The organism is Sphingopyxis sp. FD7 (assembly GCF_003609835.1).
GTDB lineage: Bacteria > Pseudomonadota > Alphaproteobacteria > Sphingomonadales > Sphingomonadaceae > Sphingopyxis.
The window spans coordinates 664246-683409 of sequence record NZ_AP017898.1 but is presented as its reverse complement, the minus strand read 5'-3'; the positions used below and the strand labels follow the sequence as shown (position 1 = coordinate 683409).

General features: G+C 66.3%; 20 protein-coding genes. 10 read left to right on the top strand and 10 right to left on the bottom strand.

Annotation, left to right across the window (positions count from 1 at the left end; genetic code table 11):
* Positions 1 to 268 precede the first annotated feature (268 nt).
* From SPYCA_RS03200 to SPYCA_RS03190, 3 genes are read right to left on the bottom strand one after another with little or no spacing between them, the layout of a single operon-like run.
* Positions 269 to 1432: a GldG family protein gene (locus tag SPYCA_RS03200; RefSeq protein ID WP_232003484.1), complete on the bottom strand. Its 1164-nt coding sequence runs from the start codon at positions 1430 to 1432 to the stop codon at positions 269 to 271.
* Complete coding sequence (locus SPYCA_RS03195; RefSeq protein WP_120218912.1) at positions 1429 to 1830, bottom strand: hypothetical protein; 402 nt, start codon at positions 1828 to 1830, stop codon at positions 1429 to 1431. The genes SPYCA_RS03200 and SPYCA_RS03195 overlap by 4 nt, the downstream gene beginning before the upstream one ends.
* Entirely contained in the window at positions 1827 to 2807 is a 981-nt protein-coding gene (locus tag SPYCA_RS03190; RefSeq protein ID WP_120218911.1) for a cysteine synthase A, read from the bottom strand. The genes SPYCA_RS03195 and SPYCA_RS03190 overlap by 4 nt, the downstream gene beginning before the upstream one ends.
* Positions 2808 to 3002: 195 nt before the next feature.
* Here SPYCA_RS03190 and SPYCA_RS03185 point away from each other — a divergent pair, with 195 nt between their 5' ends.
* Together SPYCA_RS03185 and SPYCA_RS03180 are read left to right on the top strand one after the other, a co-directional pair.
* On the top strand, positions 3003 to 5132 hold the full coding sequence (locus SPYCA_RS03185; RefSeq protein ID WP_120218910.1) for a TonB-dependent receptor: 2130 nt from the start codon (positions 3003 to 3005) through the stop codon (positions 5130 to 5132).
* 80 nt (positions 5133 to 5212) lie between these two features.
* A protein-coding gene (locus SPYCA_RS03180; RefSeq protein WP_120218909.1) for an IS630 family transposase occupies positions 5213 to 6155 on the top strand; the annotation gives its coding sequence in 2 pieces (ribosomal slippage) (positions 5213 to 5548 and positions 5550 to 6155; 942 coding nt in all).
* Positions 6156 to 6283: 128 nt separating this feature from the next.
* On the opposite strand, the gene SPYCA_RS03175 is transcribed toward SPYCA_RS03180, so the two are convergent.
* The 5 genes from SPYCA_RS03175 to SPYCA_RS03155 all read right to left on the bottom strand — a co-directional run bounded on the left by SPYCA_RS03175 (position 6284) and on the right by SPYCA_RS03155 (position 9970).
* A complete protein-coding gene (locus SPYCA_RS03175; RefSeq protein WP_120218908.1) occupies positions 6284 to 6823 on the bottom strand; it encodes a hypothetical protein in 540 nt (179 codons plus the stop codon).
* Positions 6824 to 6854: 31 nt separating this feature from the next.
* Entirely contained in the window at positions 6855 to 7598 is a 744-nt protein-coding gene (gene fabG / locus SPYCA_RS03170; protein ID WP_120218907.1) for a 3-oxoacyl-[acyl-carrier-protein] reductase, read from the bottom strand.
* 17 nt (positions 7599 to 7615) lie between these two features.
* Positions 7616 to 8032, bottom strand: a complete 417-nt coding sequence (locus SPYCA_RS03165) for a GxxExxY protein (RefSeq protein WP_120218906.1) — start codon at positions 8030 to 8032, stop codon at positions 7616 to 7618.
* A 59-nt stretch (positions 8033 to 8091) separates the two neighbouring features.
* Positions 8092 to 9030 carry an ACP S-malonyltransferase gene (gene fabD, locus SPYCA_RS03160; RefSeq protein ID WP_120218905.1) on the bottom strand — a complete coding sequence of 313 codons (939 nt, stop codon included), beginning with the start codon at positions 9028 to 9030 and terminating at the stop codon, positions 8092 to 8094.
* Between the two features lie 112 nt (positions 9031 to 9142).
* A complete protein-coding gene (locus SPYCA_RS03155; RefSeq protein WP_120218904.1) occupies positions 9143 to 9970 on the bottom strand; it encodes an LD-carboxypeptidase in 828 nt (275 codons plus the stop codon).
* Between the two features lie 211 nt (positions 9971 to 10181).
* Here SPYCA_RS03155 and SPYCA_RS03150 point away from each other — a divergent pair, with 211 nt between their 5' ends.
* From SPYCA_RS03150 to rplI, 4 genes are all read left to right on the top strand, one after another.
* Positions 10182 to 11561 (top strand): Mur ligase family protein, encoded by a 1380-nt coding sequence (locus SPYCA_RS03150; protein ID WP_120218903.1) that lies wholly within the window; start codon positions 10182 to 10184, stop codon positions 11559 to 11561.
* A gap of 417 nt (positions 11562 to 11978) precedes the next feature.
* Positions 11979 to 12344: a 30S ribosomal protein S6 gene (gene rpsF, locus SPYCA_RS03145; protein ID WP_120218902.1), complete on the top strand. Its 366-nt coding sequence runs from the start codon at positions 11979 to 11981 to the stop codon at positions 12342 to 12344.
* Between the two features lie 11 nt (positions 12345 to 12355).
* Positions 12356 to 12580, top strand: a complete 225-nt coding sequence (gene rpsR / locus SPYCA_RS03140; protein ID WP_003040094.1) for a 30S ribosomal protein S18 — start codon at positions 12356 to 12358, stop codon at positions 12578 to 12580.
* Positions 12581 to 12593: 13 nt separating this feature from the next.
* Positions 12594 to 13226, top strand: coding sequence for a 50S ribosomal protein L9 (gene rplI, locus SPYCA_RS03135; protein ID WP_120218901.1), 633 nt, complete (start codon positions 12594 to 12596; stop codon positions 13224 to 13226).
* Between the two features lie 76 nt (positions 13227 to 13302).
* Here the strand turns inward: rplI and SPYCA_RS03130 are convergent, their stop codons facing one another.
* Positions 13303 to 14181, bottom strand: a complete 879-nt coding sequence (locus SPYCA_RS03130; protein ID WP_120218900.1) for a LysR family transcriptional regulator — start codon at positions 14179 to 14181, stop codon at positions 13303 to 13305.
* A gap of 95 nt (positions 14182 to 14276) precedes the next feature.
* On the opposite strand from SPYCA_RS03130, the gene bla reads away from it, so the two are divergent.
* Both bla and SPYCA_RS03120 read left to right on the top strand, forming a co-directional pair.
* Positions 14277 to 15143 (top strand): subclass B3 metallo-beta-lactamase, encoded by an 867-nt coding sequence (gene bla / locus SPYCA_RS03125; protein ID WP_120218899.1) that lies wholly within the window; start codon positions 14277 to 14279, stop codon positions 15141 to 15143.
* A gap of 79 nt (positions 15144 to 15222) precedes the next feature.
* On the top strand, positions 15223 to 16290 hold the full coding sequence (locus tag SPYCA_RS03120) for a TonB family protein (protein ID WP_120218898.1): 1068 nt from the start codon (positions 15223 to 15225) through the stop codon (positions 16288 to 16290).
* A gap of 23 nt (positions 16291 to 16313) precedes the next feature.
* Here the strand turns inward: SPYCA_RS03120 and SPYCA_RS03115 are convergent, their stop codons facing one another.
* Positions 16314 to 17495, bottom strand: coding sequence for an SPOR domain-containing protein (locus SPYCA_RS03115; RefSeq protein ID WP_120218897.1), 1182 nt, complete (start codon positions 17493 to 17495; stop codon positions 16314 to 16316).
* 259 nt (positions 17496 to 17754) lie between these two features.
* On the opposite strand from SPYCA_RS03115, the gene SPYCA_RS03110 reads away from it, so the two are divergent.
* Positions 17755 to 18477, top strand: a complete 723-nt coding sequence (locus tag SPYCA_RS03110; RefSeq protein ID WP_120218896.1) for a ParA family protein — start codon at positions 17755 to 17757, stop codon at positions 18475 to 18477.
* Between the two features lie 17 nt (positions 18478 to 18494).
* The gene (locus tag SPYCA_RS03105; RefSeq protein ID WP_120218895.1) at positions 18495 to 19157 is read left to right on the top strand and encodes a hypothetical protein; all 663 of its coding nucleotides are present in this window, start codon (positions 18495 to 18497) and stop codon (positions 19155 to 19157) included.
* The last annotated feature ends 7 nt before the right edge of the window (positions 19158 to 19164 follow it).

Below are 19164 nucleotides of genomic sequence, written 5' to 3'. Positions count from 1 at the left end.
CCCTGCCTTGCGTCACCGGGCATAACTTTCCCGTCCCCGGAATCGCAGGATTCCGGCTGAGTCGGCACGAGTGGAGAATGCCCCTCTCCGACAATCTGAGTATCAACTATAGATCGGGGTGAAAAGGGGTATTTTAGGGCAGAATAGGGATTCTAGCCCCTATCTGCCGCAAAACGCCCCTCGAACTGGGCAAATATCGGCCCCACGACGCAAAGATGCGCCGCGAGACCGGGTGCGATCGGGGCGATTTGGGGCGGAAAGGCGCGACTCAGTCGGCGCGCGAACGAATCCAGATCGGGTGCAGCGTCGCCCGCCCCGCGCCGGGCCACAGTCGCGCCGCAATCCATTCCATCGTATCGGCTTGCCGCAGATGGTCGGCGCCGGGGACGAGCGGGAGCCACAGCGACGCATGCAAGAGGTCGGCGTCGCCGACCAGCCAAGCCTCGCCCTTGCCGATCCGGCAATGGGCGACATGACCCTCCGCAAAGCGCCGGCAAGCCGAAGGAAGCCGGTCAAAGCGCCCGGCGCTCGACAGGCGGAGCCGCTCATGTTGGACGTCGACCGCAACGACCGAGCCTTCCCCAACCGGTGCGCCGCCCAGCGCGATGCCCCAATGATCGAGCAGCGGCGTGAGCAGGCTCGTCACCGGGGGGTTGCGCGGATCGCCGAGCGGATGGCGCGGCGGCCAGCTCGATAGCGCATCGGCGAGGATGACCGCGCGCGCGCCGCCGCGCACAAAGGCGTCGATCGCAACCAGTTCCTGCGGCGCCAGCGCGCGCGGGTGCGCGATCAGCAGCACCCCGCCCGGCGGCGGCACATGGTCGGCCAGGCTGTCGACGAGCAGCGTCGGCCCCAGCCGCTCGATCCGCGCGAGCGCGGGATCGTCATTCGCGCCCGCGGCGATCATCGACGCCAGACTTTCGCCACCCGGCCAACGCAGCGGCAGGCCGGTGAGCATCGTCGCCGCGGGCGCATCGGCGGACGCGGCCGCGGGCCGATAAAGCGCTGCGAGCAGCGTATGGCCGGCGCCCCACCAGGCGAGGGCGAACAGCAGCGCCGCAAGCCAAGGCAGCGCACGAAGCGACGGACGCCACCGGACCAGTGCATCGGCGATGAGCGCCGCAGCGCCGCCCGCCAGCGCGACCAGCAGCAATTGGAGCGTCGCCGCCGATCCGGCCAGCGCGAGAGCGAGCGCCGCCTGCACCGCGACGGTCAGCCCCAGTGCAAGCAGGACGGTGCGCCGCCGACTGATCGCGGGATCGCGCCGCTGCCACCAGGCGAGCAACAACATCGGCGGCGCGAGCAGCGGAACCGTGAGCGCCGGGTCGATCCGGCCGAGCAGCGCCTGCCCGCCGACCACCCACACGAGCGCGACGGTCAGGATCGCAATCGAGCCGGCGCGCAGAAACGTCCGGCGCAGCCGCGCGGTCACGGCGCCGACTGGCGCGCGCGCTGAAGTTCGGGATCGGGTTCGAGGTCGGGGACGGTCGCCGTCGGCGCCACCGCCTGCGGCACCTTTATCGACGGGTCGACATTTTCATCCTTCGACGAGGGCGACACCGGCTGAACCCCCAATTCTTCGAGCGGCGCGCCGCCCGCCTGGTTGTCGCCGGGCATCTTGACCTCCGGGCTCGACGCCTCTTCGGCCGCCACCTGTTCGCGCGCGCGGTCGCCGATCAGCCCGGCCATGCCGACGAGCAGCAGCACCGTGAGCACCCCGGCGATGCCGATCTGCAGCCGACGCATCGTGTCATGTCCCTGTGGGGGCGGCGGCGGCGCAGGTTGCTGCCCTGTCGGCGTGGTCGAACCGCTGTCGATACGCACGCTCATCCTTTCACCTCCGCCAGTCCCTTGCTGGCCAGCCACTCGGGATTATAGAGCGTCGAGAGATAGCGAAACCCGCTGTCGCACAGGATGGTTGCGATGCGCTTGCCCGGCCCCAGCTGCCGCGCCAGCGCCATCGCGCCCGCGACATTGATTCCCGACGAAAGGCCAAGGCACAGCCCCTCCTCGTCGAGCAGGCGGCGCACGACGGCGAGCCCCTCGGCATCCGAAATGCGGAACTGCGTGTCGATCGGCGCGCCCTCGAGATTCGCGGTGATGCGATTCTGTCCGATCCCTTCGGCGACGCTCGACCCTTCCGCCTTCAGCTCGCCGCACTGGTAATAATTATAAAGGCCCGCGCCGTGCGGGTCGGTCAGCGCGATGGTGATGTCGGGATCCCTGGCTTTCAGCCCCAGCCCCGTCCCGGCGATCGTCCCGCCGGTTCCCGCGGCGCAGGTGAAGCCGTCGATTCGCCCCTCCATCTGCGCCCATATTTCCTCCGCCGTGCCGCACACATGCGCCTTGCGGTTGGCGATATTGTCGAACTGGTTGGCCCAGATCGCATTATCGGTTTCCTCGGCGATGCGGCGCGAGGTGTGGACGAAATGGCCGGGGTTGGCGAAAGGCGCGGGCGGCACGAGCACCAGCTCGGCGCCCAATGCGCGGATCGTGGCCATCTTCTCGGCGCTCTGGTTGTCGGGCATGACGATGATCGTCTTATAGCCCAGCGCATTGCCGACGAGCGCAAGCCCGATGCCCGTATTGCCCGCGGTCCCCTCGACGATCGTTCCGCCGGGCGCGAGGCTGCCGTTTGCCTCGGCGTCGCGGACGATATAGAGCGCGGCGCGGTCCTTCACCGATCCGCCGGGGTTGGCATATTCGCACTTGCCCCAGATTTCGCAGCCGGTCGCTTCGCTGGGGCCCTTGAGCAGGACGAGCGGCGTGTTGCCGATCAGGTCCAGGCTGGTTTTGGCAATCGTCATGCGCCTTGATCTAAGACGGCGTTCGGAACGCCGCAAGACAGCTTCGCTTGTCTCGCCGATGATCGGCCTTTGTCGACCAATGGTCGTTCGGCGCCGACCAACCGCAGACCGGAGGGCGGAACGGGCTTGTCATTGTGACAGTATATCATTACTGGCACGGACATACCCACATTCAGTCAGGATTATCGCCGTCCCATGCGCTTGCTCTCTTCCGCCGGTTTCACCTTCGCCCTCATCCTTTCCGCCCCCGCCTTTGCGCAGGATCGCGCCGCGAGCAGCGACGACGACGTGCATACGGGCGAACCGATCATCGTCACCGCCCCCTATGTCCGCAGCCTCGACATTCTCGGCAATGTCTCGGTGCTCGAAGGCGACGAGCTGGCGCGCGACATCCGCGGGCAGATCGGCGACAGCCTGACGCGGCAGGCGGGCGTGTCGGCGACCAGCTTCACCCCCGGCGCCTCGCGCCCCGTGCTGCGCGGCTTTTCGGGCGAGCGCGTGCGCGTGCTGACCGACGGCATCGGCTCGATCGACGTGTCGAACACCTCGGCCGACCATGCGGTGACGGTCGACCCGCTGACCGTCGAGCGCATCGAAATCTTGCGCGGTCCCGCGGTGCTGCTGTTCGGCAGCCAGGCGATCGGCGGCGCGGTCAACCTGTTCGACCGCCGTATTCCGCGCAAGGTGCCCGAAGATCATGTCCATATCGACGCGATCGGCGGCTATGCCACCGCCGCCGACGACCGCAATGCGGGGGGCTCGATCGACATCGCCCTCTCGCCGCAGGTCGTCGCGCATTTCGACGGCAGCTGGCGCAAGACCGGCGACGTGCGCAGCGGCGGCTTCGTATATGCTCCCGCATTGCGCGAAGAACTGCTCCACCTTGCCGAACATGAAGCCGAAGAAGGTCATGCCGACGAAGCCGCCGAACTCACCGAACAGGCGGGGTCGCGCGGCAAGGTCGCCAACACCGGCAGCGAGACCTGGACCGCCGCCGGCGGCCTGTCGCTCATCAACGACGGCGGCCAGCTCGGCGTTTCGGTGAGCTATTATGACAGCAATTATGGCGTCCCCTCGCGCCCCGGCACCGAACACCACCATGAAGAGGAAGAAGAGGGCGAGGAAGAGGAAGGCCACGAACATGGCGAAGGCCCGGTGACCATCGGCCTTACCCAATGGCGCGCCGACCTGCGCGGCGAGGTCGAAATGGGCGACGGCTTTTTCGACAAGCTGCGCATCCGCGCGGGCTACGCCGATTATGAACATACCGAGTTCGAGGGCGACGAGGTCGGCACCGTCTTCACCAACCAGGGGGTCGAGGGCCGGATCGAGCTGGCGCAGAACGACCGCGGCGGCTGGCGCGGCGCGAGCGGCGTGCAATACAGCCACCGCGACTTCAACGCGATCGGCGCCGAAGCCTTTGTTCCGCGCAACCTGACCGACCAGTTCGCGCTGTTCACCTTGCAGGAATGGCAGACGGGTCCACTGGGTATCGAAGCCGCGGCGCGCTTTGAAAGCACCAGCGTCCGCGCACCGTCGCTGGGCATCGAACGCGATTTCGACACCTTCTCGGGCGCGCTCGGCGCCAATTACGAGCTGGCCGAGGGTGTGAAGTTCGGCGTCTCGGTCGCGCGCGCGGTGCGCGCGCCGTCGGCCGAGGAACTCTTCTCGAACGGCCCGCATATCGCAACCCAATCCTTCGAGGTCGGCGACCCGGATCTGAAGCGCGAGGCGAGCTGGGGGGCGGAGGCGTCGTTCAAGCTCCGCACCGACGGCTTCAACCTCAGCCTGGCTGCCTATTCCAACTGGTTCGACGACTTCATCTACGCCAATGCGACGGGCGAGGAAGAGGATGAACTTCCCGTTTTTCAGTATTTCCAGCGCGATGCGCGCGTCTGGGGTTTCGAGGCCGAGGCGAGCGCGCGGCTCGCGCAGGTCGGCGGCTTCAACATCGTCGCCGATGCGACCGCCGACATGACGCGGGCGAAGATCAAGGGCGGGCTCGACCAGCACGCGCCGCGCATTCCGCCGCTGCGCATACTCGGCGGGCTGGAGGCGCAGGGCGAGCGGATCGACGCGCGCGCCGAGGTCGAATGGACCGACGACCAGACGCGCATCGCGCCGTTCGAGACGCCGACCAAGGGCTTTACACTGGTCAATGCGTCGATCAGCTGGCGCCCGCTGCCCGACAGCCGCAACCTCACGCTCAGCCTTGCCGCGAACAATATCTTCGACGTCGAGGCGCGGCGCCACGCCAGCTTCACCAAGGATTATGTCCCGCTCGCGGGCCGCGACATCCGTTTGACGGCGCGCGCGAGTTTCTAGAGCATGCTGTTGTTTGACGGAATCGGGATTCCCTAGATTGTTGTGATGTGATTCAAGGTCCGTGCGGGAGGAGAGCACGGATGACGCGACCCTATTCGGAGGATTTGAGGGAGCGGGCGCTGATGCGCTCGGATGTTGGCGAGACGGATCGGTCGATTGCCGAGGCGCTGTCGATCAGCCCATCCTGTTTGTCGAAGTGGCGCAAGCTTCGGCGCGAGACGGGAGGGCTCAAGCCGGGGAAGATGAACGGCCACAAGAAGCGGACGCTGAGCGGGGAGGTGGCGGATTGGCTTCGCGAACGGGTCCGCTCGGCGCCGTTTACGACGCGCCAGCTCGCGGCCGAGCTTGCGGCACGGGGGATTAAGACGGATCGCCGGGCTGTCTGGGTGTTTCTCCACGGCGAAGGGCTGAGCTTCAAAAAAAACGGTCGTGCCCGCCGAGCAGGACCGGCCTGACGTCGCCCGCAAGCGGCAACGCTGGAAAGCCCATCAGGACAAGATCGATCCCAGGCGCCTTGTCTTCATCGACGAGACATGGATCAAGACCAACATGGCGCCGCTGCGTGGATGGGGACCGAAGGGACAAAGGCTCCCATCCAAGGTGCCGCATGGCCACTGGAAAACGCTGACCTTCATCGCAGCGCTGCGCCATGACCGGGTCGATGCTCCCTGCGTCATTGACGGCCCGATCAACGGCGCGCTCTTTGCCGCCTATGTCGAGCAATTCCTCGCTCCGACACTGGCACCAGGCGATATCATCATCCTCGACAATCTCGGCTCACACAAAGGCAAGGCCGCTCGATCCGCCGTTCGGGCGCGCGGGGCGCACCTGATCTTCCTACCGCCCTACAGCCCCGATCTTAATCCCATCGAGCAGCTCTTCTCAAAGGTCAAACACTGGATGCGCGACGCTCAGCAACGCGATCACGACGCCACATGGCGCCGCGTCGGCGACATCCTCGACATCGTCTCACCCTCCGAGTGCGCCAACTACCTCCGAAACGCCGGATACGCTTCCGTCTAAATACAGCATGCTCTAGCCTATCCGTCATTCCGGCGAAGGCCGGGATCTCGCCGGTGCGTCATAGAGACACGGCGAGATCGCGGCCTTCGCCGGGATGACGATCAATAAACCTCAGGCGCTATGCCCGATCAGAACGGCAACAGTTTGCGCTTGTTCCAGTAGATCGAGGTCGCCGCCGCATAGGCGCCAACCTTTTCCCAGACCGCGCCATCGACCTTTTCGATGTCGACGCCGGCGTCGATATAGCCCTGGACGATCTTCATGATCTGCTCCTCGCTCATCTCCGACGACAGGTCGGGATTCGTCCCCTCCGGTCCGAAATCGAGCGCGCGGTCGACGACGCCGGGGGCAAGGTCGAGTCTCGCAATGTCGACCGCCAGCCATTCGCGCGAAATGCGCGCCAGGCTGTAGTCGAAATAATGCCCCTTCTGTTCGTCGGTGATACCGTGGCGCGCAACGCAGCCGTCGGTGATCGTCGCCAGTTCCTTGAACATCGCATCGCGCGAGGCCTCGTCGCCGGCGCCCGCCATCGCCGCGCCCAGCATCTCCTTTGTTCCGGCGGGCACCGACGCGACGACACAGTCGAACTTTTCGCCTTCCTGCGCCGATACGGCATTTGGCAGCGCCGCCAAAACAAGCGCGGCGCCCACGATCCCATATTTCGTCATCGGCACTCCCCTTCGCGATCGGCCGCTGCCGTCAGGACAGCATCGCCATGCCGCCGTTTACATGCAAAGTCTGTCCGGTGACATAGGCAGCTTCCTTCGACGCGAGATAGACGACCGCGGCGGCAATGTCGCTGCCCTCGCCCATCCGCCCGGCGGGGATGCGCTGGTTGAGCGCTTCCTTCTGCGCGTCGGGCAAATCGTCGGTCATTGCCGTGGCGATAAAGCCGGGCGCGACGCAGTTCACCGTTACGCCCCGGCTCGCCAGTTCCTGCGCCAGCGCCTTGGTCATGCCGGTGACGCCCGCCTTCGACGCGGCATAATTGGCCTGCCCCGGATTGCCCGTCGCGCCGACGACGCTGGTGATCGAGATGATGCGGCCAAAGCGCGCCTTCATCATCGGCTTCGCCGCGGCGCGCGCGAGGCGGAAATTGGCCTCGAGATTGATGCGGATGACGTCCGACCATTCCTCGTCCTTCATCCGCAGGATCAGATTGTCGCGCGTCACCCCGGCGTTGTTGACGAGGATGTCGAGCTTGCCGCCCAGCGCCTCGACCGCTGCCGGAACGAGCGCATCGACCGCAGCCGCATCGCCAAGGTTGCACGGCAAAGCGACATGGTCGCCGCCCAGCGTATCGCGGAAAACACCCAGCTTCTCGGCATTGGAACCCGAAACCGCCAGCCGCGCGCCCTGCACACTAAGCGCCTGCGCAATCGCCGAACCGATGCCTCCGCTGGCGCCGGTAACAAGGGCGGTCATGCCGGTAAGATCGAACATCTATCTTCTCCTGGGAATTACCGGTTCACGCGGAGACGCGGAGACGCGGAGGGTTTATGATCGTTGACGATGCGGCGGACGCCTTCTTTGAGCGTTGCTCCGCCGAAATTGATGAGCAGTCCGACCGATTGGCCGGTGAGACGCAAGTAGGTCAATAATTGCTTGCCGTGGGCAGGATTCAGTCTTTCGACCGATTTGATCTCCACGAGCAACCGGCCATCGACAAGCAAATCGAGCCGGAATGCGGCATCGAAACGCATTCCTTCAAAATGGATGTCGATCGGCAACTGCCGATCGACCTTATATCCAAGACCGATCAATTTGCCTGCAAGGACAGTCTCATAGACACTTTCGAGCAAACCTGGACCCAACTCTCGGTGCAAACGGAGCGATAAATCCAGCACATCGCCGCTCACGACATCTATGTCCCGCACAGTCCCTCCGCGTCTCCGCGTCTCCGCGTGAACCTTCACTGCACCTCTGCGCGAATCTTTTAAAAAGCTTTCAGCAACGCTTCGATGTCATCCATCGAAATGACGCTGACCGTTTCGACCTCAGCCCTTGCGCTGCGTTTCACCATCGGCGACAATATTTTTCCGCCGAACTCGACGAACTGCGTCACGCCGATGTCCTCCATCGCGCCAATGCTCTCGCGCCAGCGGACGCGGCCGGTGACCTGTTGCACAAGCAGATCGCGGATCGCGTCGGCGTCGCTCACCGGGCTCGCGGTGACATTGGCAACGACCGGCACCAGCGGAGCGGCGGGCGGGTTCGCGCCGAGCGCCTCGGCCATCGCGTCGGCGGCGGGCTGCATCAGCGGACAGTGGAAGGGCGCCGAAACGGGAAGCAGCAGTCCGCGCTTGATCCCGAAGTCCTTGACCATCGCCACCGCGCGCTCGACCGCGCCCTTGTGGCCCGAGATCACCACCTGCGACGGGTCGTTATCGTTCGCGACGGTGCAGACCTCGCCCTCGGCGGCGGCATCGGCAAGCTTCTGCGCCGTCTCGATATCGGCGCCGAGCAGCGCCGCCATCGCGCCGACGCCGACGGGCACCGCCGCCTGCATCGCCTGCCCGCGCGTCTTGAGCAGGCGCGCGGTGGTTGCAAGATCGAACGCCCCCGCAGCGCACAGCGCGCTATATTCGCCCAGGCTGTGCCCGGCGACATAATCGGCCTTGCCTGCCAGCGTCACGCCGCCCTCCTTTTCGAGCACGCGCAGCGTCGCGATCGCATTCGCCATGATCGCGGGCTGGGCGTTTTCGGTGAGGGTAAGCTGATCCTCAGGGCCTTCGCTCATCAGCTGGAACAGCTTTTGCCCCAGCGCGTCGTCGACTTCCTGAAACACCTCGCGCGCCGTCGGCGACGCGTCGGCAAGCGCCTTGCCCATGCCGACCGACTGGCTGCCCTGACCCGGAAAGATGAATGCGCGCATGACCCTGTCCTCGTTTCATTTCGTCGTCCCGGCGAAAGCTGGGACCGTTGGCATTCCGATCCAGCGATCCCAGCTTTCGCCGGGATGACGGAAAGGCAGAGCGCCTATTCGCTCACCTCGCGCGATGCAAGCCGAAGGGCACGACCTTGTTCGCCGCATCATGCCCGATGTCGGCGCGGCCGAGCCACGGAATGCCCGCGCGCGCGCACCAGCCCTGCGCAATCTCCTCGGCCTCCATGCCGAACGGCCGGTCGTTTTCGGGAATGTCGCTGACCCGCCCCAGCCGCAGCCCGGCAAGTCCGCGCGGCGCGAGATAGCTTGTCACATGAAACAGCGCGCGGTCGAAAGCATAGAGATATTCGCTGACCTCCTCAACCAGCAGGACATGCCCCGACAGGTCGGGCTCGAGCGGGGTGCCGAGCAACATCGACAGCGTCATCAGATTGAACGCCACATGGCGCGCGCCATGCTCCAGCCCCGGCTCGCACGCCGCGGGATCGCGCGCCACCAGCCAGTCGAGCGCGCGCGTCACCGCCGCCTCGCCGCCCTCGCGCCGGATGTCGGCGACCATCGGCCCGTGCGCGACATGGTCGAAGCCGTCGCGATAGAGGCAGGCGAGCAGATTGCCCTGATCCGAATAGCCGAGAAACGCCTTGCCCCGCGCGGCATCGGTCATCGCCGCCACCGCATCCCCGGCAATCCGGCACGCGCCATAGCCGCCGCGCGCGAACCAGACCGCGTCGATGTCCGGGTGGTTCGCCATCTCGACGAGCGCCGCAAAACGATGCCCGTCCTCGCCCGCGAAATGGCCGTGGGTGGAAAAACATTGCGGATCGAACACCAGCTCGACATCGGGGTAGCCGAGCGCCGCGATCGCGCGCACGGCTTCGGCATCGTCGGGCAGGATCGGGGTCGAGGGGGCGACGATGCCGATGCGCATTAAAACCTTCTCCCCATGGGAGAAGGATACGCAGCCTTGCCAGCTTGCTGGCCAGGCGAAGTTGGATGAGGGTGTCCGCCGTCCAATTTCCACGCCACCCCTGATCCCCTCACCCGGCTACGACCAGGCGCTTCGCACCAAGTCTGCGCAACCCTCTCCCGGCGGGAGAGGGAGTGTTGCCATTGCTCATAAGACGCCATATCGCGCCGCGATGGCCGAAAACAAATCCTATTTCTTCTGCGGCATCGGCGGGTCGGGCATGTTGCCGCTGGCGATGATCGTCGCGGCGCGCGGCGCGGCGGTTTCGGGGTCGGACCGCAGCCGCGATCAGGGGCGCTCGTCCGCCAAGTTCGACTGGATCGAAAGCCGCGGCATCGCCCTTTTTCCGCAGGATGGCAGCGGCGTTGCGGGCGGCCAGATTCTCGTCGCGTCGGCGGCGGTCGAGGACAGTGTGCCCGACGTCGCCGCCGCCAATACGCTCGGCCTTCCCCGCATGACGCGCGCCGACCTCAACGCCGCGCTGTTCAACGCCGCGGACCGGGGCGTCGGCGTCGGCGGCACCAGCGGCAAGTCGACCGTCACCGGGATGATCGGCTGGATCCTCGACCGCGCGGGTCGTCGGCCGACGGTGATGAACGGCGCGGTGATGCGCAATTTCGCCGGTCCCGACATGCCCTTCGCCAGCGCACTCGTCGGCGAAGACGCCATTTATGTCAGCGAAGTCGATGAAAGCGACGGGTCGATCGCGCTGTATCAGCCCGACGTCGCGGTCGTCACCAACATCAGCCTCGACCACAAGAGTCTCGACGAACTGCACCGCCTGTTCGGCGATTTCGCCGCAAAGGCGCGTATCGCGGTCATTAACGCCGACGACCCCGAATCGGCGCCGCTGCTCGCCGCCGACAATGTCCTGCGCTTCGGCTTCGGCGACAATGCGGCGATCCGTGGCAGCGATTTCGAGCCGCTGGCGGACGGTTGCCGCTTCACGGTGCATTTCGCCGCCGACCGCCATCTCGTGCGCCTGAAGATGCCCGGCCGCCATAACGCCGCGAACGCGCTTGCTGCGATTGCGGCAGCGCGCGCGCTCAACATTCCCGTCGCGGCTTCGGTCGCGGCGCTCGCCGATTTCGCGGGCCTCGCGCGGCGCTACGAAGTGCTGGGGCAAGCGGGCGGCGTCACGGTGATCGACGATTTCGCGCATAATCCCGACAAGGTCGCCGCGACGCTGGCCGCCGTCGCCGAACTGCCCGGCCGCGCGCTGCTGTTTTTCCAGCCGCACGGCTATGGTCCCTTGCGCCAGATGGGCAAGGAACTGGCGGCCAGCTTCGCATCGGGGATGCGCCACGGCGACAGGCTCTACGTCTGCGATCCCGTCTATTTTGGCGGCACCGTCGACCGCAGCATCGGCAGCGAGGCGCTGGTTGCCGGCATCGTCGCGGGCGCCGCCGACGCCGTGCATCTGACGACGCGCGCCCATTGCGGCGCCGCGATCCTCGACGAAGCGCGGCCCGGCGACCGCATCCTGATCCTCGGCGCTCGCGACGACACGCTCACCGAGTTTGGGAAGGAATTGCTGGCAAAGCTTGGCTGAGACTATTGCGCGCAGAGGCGCAGAGGACGCAGGGATTTTTTGTTCACGCGGAGACGCGGAGACGCGGAGATGATCGGGCCGAAAGGCCCCTTCTTATTGCACCGTCAATTTGCGAGGCGAGGTCGAAGGGAAAGACCGCTTCGCGGCAAACACTTTCTCTCCGCGCCTCCGCGTCTCCGCGTGAATCCGATATCTTCCCCTCCGCGATCTCTGCGTCCTCTGCGCGAATCCCAATTCTCTCCAGCTCTTGAGCTCTTGCTTCTTTCACCGAAATCTATATAGGCGCTCGCATTCGGGGCGAGGCCTTGTGCCTGTCGCCCCGTTTGTCTTGCACAAATACGCAAGGCCGGACGACAGCCGGAGGGGTTTTGCGATTGGCGCAAAACCAGCGATCGGCCAAATCGAAGGAAGCGCATCATGCCGTTTTACGAGCATGTCTTTATCGCGCGTCAGGATCTGAGCCAGGCTCAGGTCGATGCGCTGGCGGAAACCGTCACCAATGTCATCGGCGAATATAAGGGCACGGTCCACAAGACCGAGACCTGGGGCCTCAAGCAGCTCGCCTACAAGATCCAGAAGAACCGCAAGGGTCATTATGTGATGCTGTCGGCCGAAGTGTCGGGCGAAGCGATCGCGGAGATCGAGCGTCAGGCGGCGATCAACGAAGACATCATTCGCTGGATGACGATCAAGGTCGACGAACTCGAAAAGGGTCCGTCGGTGATGATGCGCAAGCAGGAACGCCGCGGCGGCCGTGGCCGTGACCGCGACGGCGAAGAATAAGGAACAGCAACATGGCACGACCCTTTTTCCGCCGCCGCAAGACCTGCCCCTTCAGCGCGAAGGACGCACCCGTCATCGATTACAAGGACGTCCGTCTGCTCCAGGGATATTTGTCGGAACGCGGCAAGATCGTCCCGTCGCGGATCACCGCGGTGTCCACCAAGAAGCAGCGCGAGCTGGCCAAGGCGATCAAGCGCGCCCGCCACATCGGCCTGCTCCCCTATATTGTGAAGTAAGGAGGGCAGCGTCATGGAAATCATCCTGCTCGAACGTATCGAGAAACTGGGCGGTATCGGCGACGTCGTCACCGTCAAGAACGGCTTTGCCCGCAACTATCTGCTGCCGAACAACAAGGCGCTGCGCGCGAACGAGGCAAACCGCAAGCTGTTCGAAGCCAACCGCGCGAAGATCGAGGCCGACAATGCCGAGCGCCGCGCCGATGCCGAAGCCCGCGCCAAGGACATCGAAGGCAAGCAGATCGTCCTGATCCGCCAGGCGTCGAACACCGGCCAGCTTTATGGTTCGGTTTCGGTCCGCGACATCGTCGATGCGCTGGCCGAAGACGGCGTCGATGGCGTCACCAAGGCGATGATCGAGCTTGAACGCCCGATCAAGTCGCTCGGCCTTGTCGACGTCAAGGTCAAGCTGCACCCCGAAGTCGTCGTGACCGTCGGCGTCAACGTCGCGCGTTCGCCTGACGAAGCCGAAATGCAGAGCCAGGGCATCGACGTCATCGCCGCCATGTTCGAGGAAGAACAGGCCGAAGCCGCCGCCGCGGCGCTCGAACCCGACAGCGAAGACGAGTTTGAAGCGGCGACCCCGCCATCGGAACTGGCCGCCGAGGCCAGCGACGAAGTCGCGGACGACGCCCGGGAAGCCTGAGCTTCCTGAAAAGCCTTTTGAAAGGGCCGCGTTTCCGAAACGGAAGCGCGGCCCTTTTGTCATGGCGCGCGGCGCTTTATGCGCTCGCGGCCGCCACCTCGGCAAGCAGCCATCCGCGAAAGCGAAGCATCGCCTCGCTCTCGGCGCGCGACATCAGGCGCGTCAGCCAGTAACGCCCCATATCGACTGCAAGCGCAAAGGGCTGCACGAGCAGCTCGGCGGCAAGTTCGCGCGTGAACATCGACGGCGGCGCGAGCGCCACCCCCTGCCCCGCCGCCGCAGCCGCCGCCATCAGCGCCGAGCTGTCGAAGACAGGACCGCGCAGGAAGGGGACGGGCACGCCCGCGGCGCCGAACCAGAGCGCCCATTCGTCGGCGCGATAGGATCGCAGCAATCGTTCGGAGGTGAGGTCGGCGGGCGTCGCCAGCCGCGCGGCGACGACCGGCGCGCAGATCGGCGTCATCGGCGCGGCGAGCAAGGGTTCGGCGTGGGTGCCGTGCCACGCCCCGTCGCCAAAGCGGATCGCATAATCGAGCCCCTCGCCCGCCAGGTCGACACGGTTGTTGTTCGTCGCGATGCGCAGGTCGATCGACGGATGCGCGCGTGCAAAATCATCGAGCCGCGGCAGCAGCCAGCCAGTCGCAAAGGTTCCGACCACGCCGACTTTCAGCGCCTCGCGAAACCGCCCGTCGGCATATTGATCAAGCGTCGCCGCCACGCGGTCGAACGCGTCCGACACCACGGGGACGAGCGCATGGCCTTCGTCCGTCAGCGCCAGCCCGCGCGGCAGGCGATGGAACAATCGCGCGCCGAGGCGCCGTTCAAGCTCGGCGACCTGATGGCTCACCGCTCCCTGGCTGACGCACAGCTCGATCCCCGCGCGCGTGAAATTGAGGTGCCGCGCCGCCGCCTCGAAAGCACGAAGAGCGTTGAGGGGGAGCTGTGCGCGGTCCATGGCCTGTCATCAATTATTATCATGGCTTTGTCGAGAAATGATGCTTTGCCGCGCCGCGAGCGACGGGCCATTTTCGGCAGCGAAGGGAGACGAAGATGATCGAAGCAATCAGCCTGTTCGCGTGGCTCGCCGCTGTAGGCGGGGCGCCGGTTCCGACCATCGATCCGCTGACGCAGCCGATCGAGACGTCGCGCTCGGCCCAATGGCTGGCGCCTGTGGAACCCAAAAAAATCTTCGGCAACTCCTATCTCGTCGGCTTTGGTGGATTGAGCGTCGCGCTGATCGACACGGGCGACGGATTGGTGCTGGTCGACGGCGCGCTGCCGCAGGCGGCGCCCGCGATCCTCGCCAATGTCCGGAGGCTCGGTTTCGACCCCACAGACATCAAATATATTCTGAGCACCGAACCCCATTTCGACCATGCGGGCGGCCTTGCGGCGCTCGCGCGCGACACCGGCGCGACGGTGGTGGCAAGCGCGCGCGGCGCCGAGGGGCTGCGCATGGGCAAACACGCCGACGACGATCCGCAGCTCGGCTATGGCGGAAGCTGGCCCGCGGTAGCGAAGGTCCGCACGATGACGGACGGCGAAATGCTGCGGCTGGGCAACACCGCGATCACCGCCGTCGCGACACCGGGACACACGATGGGCAGCATGAGCTGGACCTGGCAGGCGTGCGACGGTGGCAGCTGCAAGGCGGTCGTCTTTGCCGCAAGCCTCAACCCCGTTTCGGCCGACGGCTATCGCTTCACCTCCGACGCGGGCAAACCGTTCGTCGCCGGTTTCGAGGAAAGTTATCGCAAGATGGATGCGATCGCGTGCGACATATTGATCGCGGCGCATCCCGACAATGCGGGCGACGGGCGTTACAGCGAAAGCCCCGGCGCCTGCCGCGCCTACGCCGACCGCTCGCGCAAGGCGCTCGCCAAGCGACTGGACGCGGAACGGTCGGGAGCGCGATAATGTGCAATCGCCTTGCTTTTCAACCTTGTAAGCGGCGCCGCTCCCGCTAGTCTGGCCACCCTTCAAGGGAGATCGGACGATGCTGACCGCCGCCTTGCTTCTTGCCTCCGTGCCCGCGCCCGTCGTCAATGTCCCGGCCCTGTCGCAACAATATCTGGCATGGCGGCCCGGCGAGATCCGCTGCGACGGACAGGCGGTGGCGGCGGCGGTCATGCAACGCCCCGACATCGCCCTGGCAACGACCGATCCGCAACGGGTACGAAGCGTCGCCTATCGCTTTGCCATCGACGATGCCGGGCGGCCGCACTCGATCACGCGCGAGGGCGACGCCTTTGTCCCCTTCGCGCAGGACATCGGCCCGGCGCTCGCGGCCAGCCGCTTTCCCGCGGGCGCGAAACGCGCGGACTGCACGGTGCGCTACACGCCGCAGTTCGCCTCGCTGGAACAGGCGCCGATCGCCGACCTTGCGGCCTATTCGATCTTTCCCGCCGGGCCGAAACTCCCCAAGACAGGCTGGGATCGGCTGGGCGCGATCGGCAATTGTCGCGACAGACCGCGCCCCGCCGTGCTGCTGCGCGCCTATCCCGACTTTTCCAAAGTCGCAGCGACGCCGGGCGCGCGCGACTGGTCGCTCGTCGCCTTTGACACCGATGCCGACGGGCGCCCGGTCAACGCGCGCGTCGCGCACGGCACGGGCAACGCCGACCTCGACGCCGCGGCGGTCGAGGCGGTGCGCGCCTCGCGCTTTGCCGGTGGGGCGCGCACCGGCTGCCTCTATCCCTATTGGCGCGCGGCAGGCCGCCTGACGGCGCCCGACAAACCCGACGAGGGCCAGATGCGCCCCGCCGATGCGCGCTGTCCGGCAAAACTTGACTGGGCGACCCGGCCGAACAGCAGCTATCCCCCCGCCTATCGCCAGCGCGCGATCGAGGGATGGGCGATCCTGTCGTTCGACGCGGCGCCATGGGGCGAGGTCGGCAATGTGAAGGTGCTCGACGCGCAGCCGTCGGCGGATTTCGGGCAGCAGGCGATCCAGATACTGCGCAGCGGGCGCGTCGCGCCGTCAGCGCAGGGCGCGACGGGATGCGTCGAAACGGTGCGATTCAAGATGCCCGACCATTATGGACAATTCGCCGACGAAGAGTGACCGGCGCGTCGCCGATCCGGCGCCTATTGATCGACCACCAGACAGGCCTGACCGTCCTTGCGCAGCGCGGCGCAGAAGCTTTCGGCTTCGCCCCTGGTTGCGAAACCACCGGCCTGCAGGCGGGTGAGCTTGCCACTCTTGACCAGATGCTGCTGGCGCCCGGCAAAGGCGGGATTCTTCTTTGCCAGTGCTGTCCACAGGCCGCGGGCATTGGCCTCGACACCGAAGGCGCCGAGTTGCGCGCGCCACGGGCTTGCCGCCGCCGTGTGGACGCGGACCGGCGCGGGAGCGGATTTGGCCGGTGCGGCGGCGGCCGTGGCGGGCGCTGGCGCGGCGGGCGTCGGCACGCTGCTTTCGGGCGGCGGCGCATAGGTCGTGCCCGGCTGTCCGGTCGCGGCCGCTGCGGCGGCGGTCGCTTCGACCGCGGCGGCCGCGGCAGCGCTCGCGACCGGCGAGGACGTCGTGGCAGGCTTGCCGACCGCCGGTTTCGCCGCAGAAATGACTGGCGGCGGCGTATAGCTCGTCCCCGGCGCCGAGGGTGGCAGGCTCGCACTCCTGATCGGCGAAGCCGACGCGGGTTTGGGCGCGGGCGGCGCGGCGGCGTTCACCGCGGCGAGCCGTTCGCGCTGTTCGCTGCGTTCGATTTCGGGGATCATCGCGAGGCCGCGCTGGCGCTGGTCGAGCGGGATCAGATTGTCGAGCTGGGCGAGCCGCGCCGACGCGATCGCAAGCCCGGCATCGCTTGCGCGCTTGGTCAGCGCATAGGCGCGCGGCCAGTCGCGCTCCGCCAGGTCGCCGTTGAAATGCGCGGTGCCGAGGACATATTGCGCGCGCGGTTCGCCGCGCGCCGCGGACCTGGCGATGAAAGGCATCGCTTCCTCACGCCGGTTCGCGGTGAAGAGCACGAGGCCGAGATTGTCTTCGGCCTGCAAATGTCCCTGTTTGGCGGCGCGGCGATACCAGGCCTCCGCCTGCGCCAGATCGGCGGGAACGCCCCGGCCGAGCTTGTAGGCCTGCCCCAGGTTGAACTGGGCGTCGGCATCACCCGCGATCGCCAGCGGACGCCATTCGGCAACCGCGGTCCGATAATCGCCCGCCTGCCACGCATCGACCCCGGCCTTGACGTCGGCGCGCGCGGGGACCGAAAGCGTCGACAGCGCCAGCAGCGGCAGCGTCAGCAGGGCAATGGTGCGGAACGAAGGCATGTTATTCTCCAATGACTTGCGCCGCAACGGGGCGGCCGCAGTCCCCGGCAATCGTCATAGCGCCAAATGGCTAACACGGTGTTAGCGGCAAATAGGGGTGGGCCGAATCCGAACCATATCGGGACAGGTTCGGCTTAAGCGACTGTTTACCACGATGGCGAACCGCTTGTTCACCCTGATTTTATCATCGTTAACCCAATTTTAGCGCCCTGCATGGCATTCCTTCGCCGATTTGATGGCTTTCCGAGGGGGTAACGCAGTGCGCGTATTGGCATTGGCTTCACAGAAAGGCGGGTCGGGCAAGACGACGCTGTCGGGGCACCTCGCGGTGCAGGCGCAGCTTGCCGGGGCCGGTCCCGTCGTCCTCATCGACATCGACCCGCAGGGATCGCTCGCCGACTGGTGGAACGAGCGCGAAACCGACCTTCCCGCCTTTGCGCAGACCACCGTTGCACGGCTTGCCTCCGACCTTGAAATCCTGCGCCAGCAGGGCTTCAAGCTCGCCGTCATCGACACCCCGCCCGCGATCACCATGGCGATCCAGAGCGTGATTTCGGTTGCCGAACTGATCGTCGTGCCGACGCGTCCCAGCCCGCACGACCTGCGCGCCGTGGGCGCCACCGTCGACCTGTGCGAACGTGCCGGCAAGCCGCTGGTGTTCGTCGTCAACGCCGCCACCCCGAAAGCCAAGATCACCAGCGAAGCCGCCGTTGCCCTGTCGCAGCATGGCACCGTCGCCCCCGTCACGCTGCACCATCGCACCGACTATGCCGCGTCGATGATCGACGGCCGCACGGTTATGGAAGTCGATCCGGGTGGACGCTCGGCCGACGAGATACGTCAGCTGTGGACCTATATGAACGACCGGCTTGAAAAGAATTTCCGCCGTACCGTTTTCGCCGCGCCGATGCCTCAACAGGGCAATTACGGCGCGGTTCGCCCGATGGGCGGTGGTTTCGGCCGCCGCATCGCTGGCCAGTGACGGGAGGAACGGGAATCATGGGCGAACCAAAACCCCTCGCATCGTTGAGCGCCGGACTTTTGGCCCGCAAGGGCGGCGCGCGGCCGGCCATGCGCCGCCAGCCGCTCGGCAGCGGTCCCGCGCCGATCGGCAGCATGGGCTATGACGACCTCGGCTGGAACGACATGGGTTATGATGTCGATCCCGACCAGTCGAGCGAACCCGCACGGATGGTCGACCTCAAGCCGCTGCTGACCGGATCGGTGCTGGCGCATAATGTCGAGGCCGAACATGCCGTCGACGAAAGCGAAGGCCATGACCTTGTCGCCGGAAGGCTCGACGTCGATCCGGGCGCCGAGGACGTCGTCGCTGAAGCGTCCGACGTGCCCGAAGTGGTGCGCCAGCAGGAATCGCTGATCGAGCGCGTTGCCGCCGTCGCGCGCAAGGTCGAGGCGCGTCCCGAACCGGCGCCGAAGAAGGACAAGGCCCCGCGCGCGGTGCGCGCGCGAGAGAAAGCGGCGTTCACGCTCCGCCTCGATGCCGAGCGTCATCTGCGGCTGCGCCTCGCCAGCGCGATCACGAACCGGTCGTCGCAGCTCATCCTCACCGACCTGCTTGACGATTATCTGGCGTCATTGCCCGAAATCGAGGCGATGGCGAGCCGCCTGCCCGCGGCGCGCCCGGCACGCGGGCAGCGCTGAACGACAT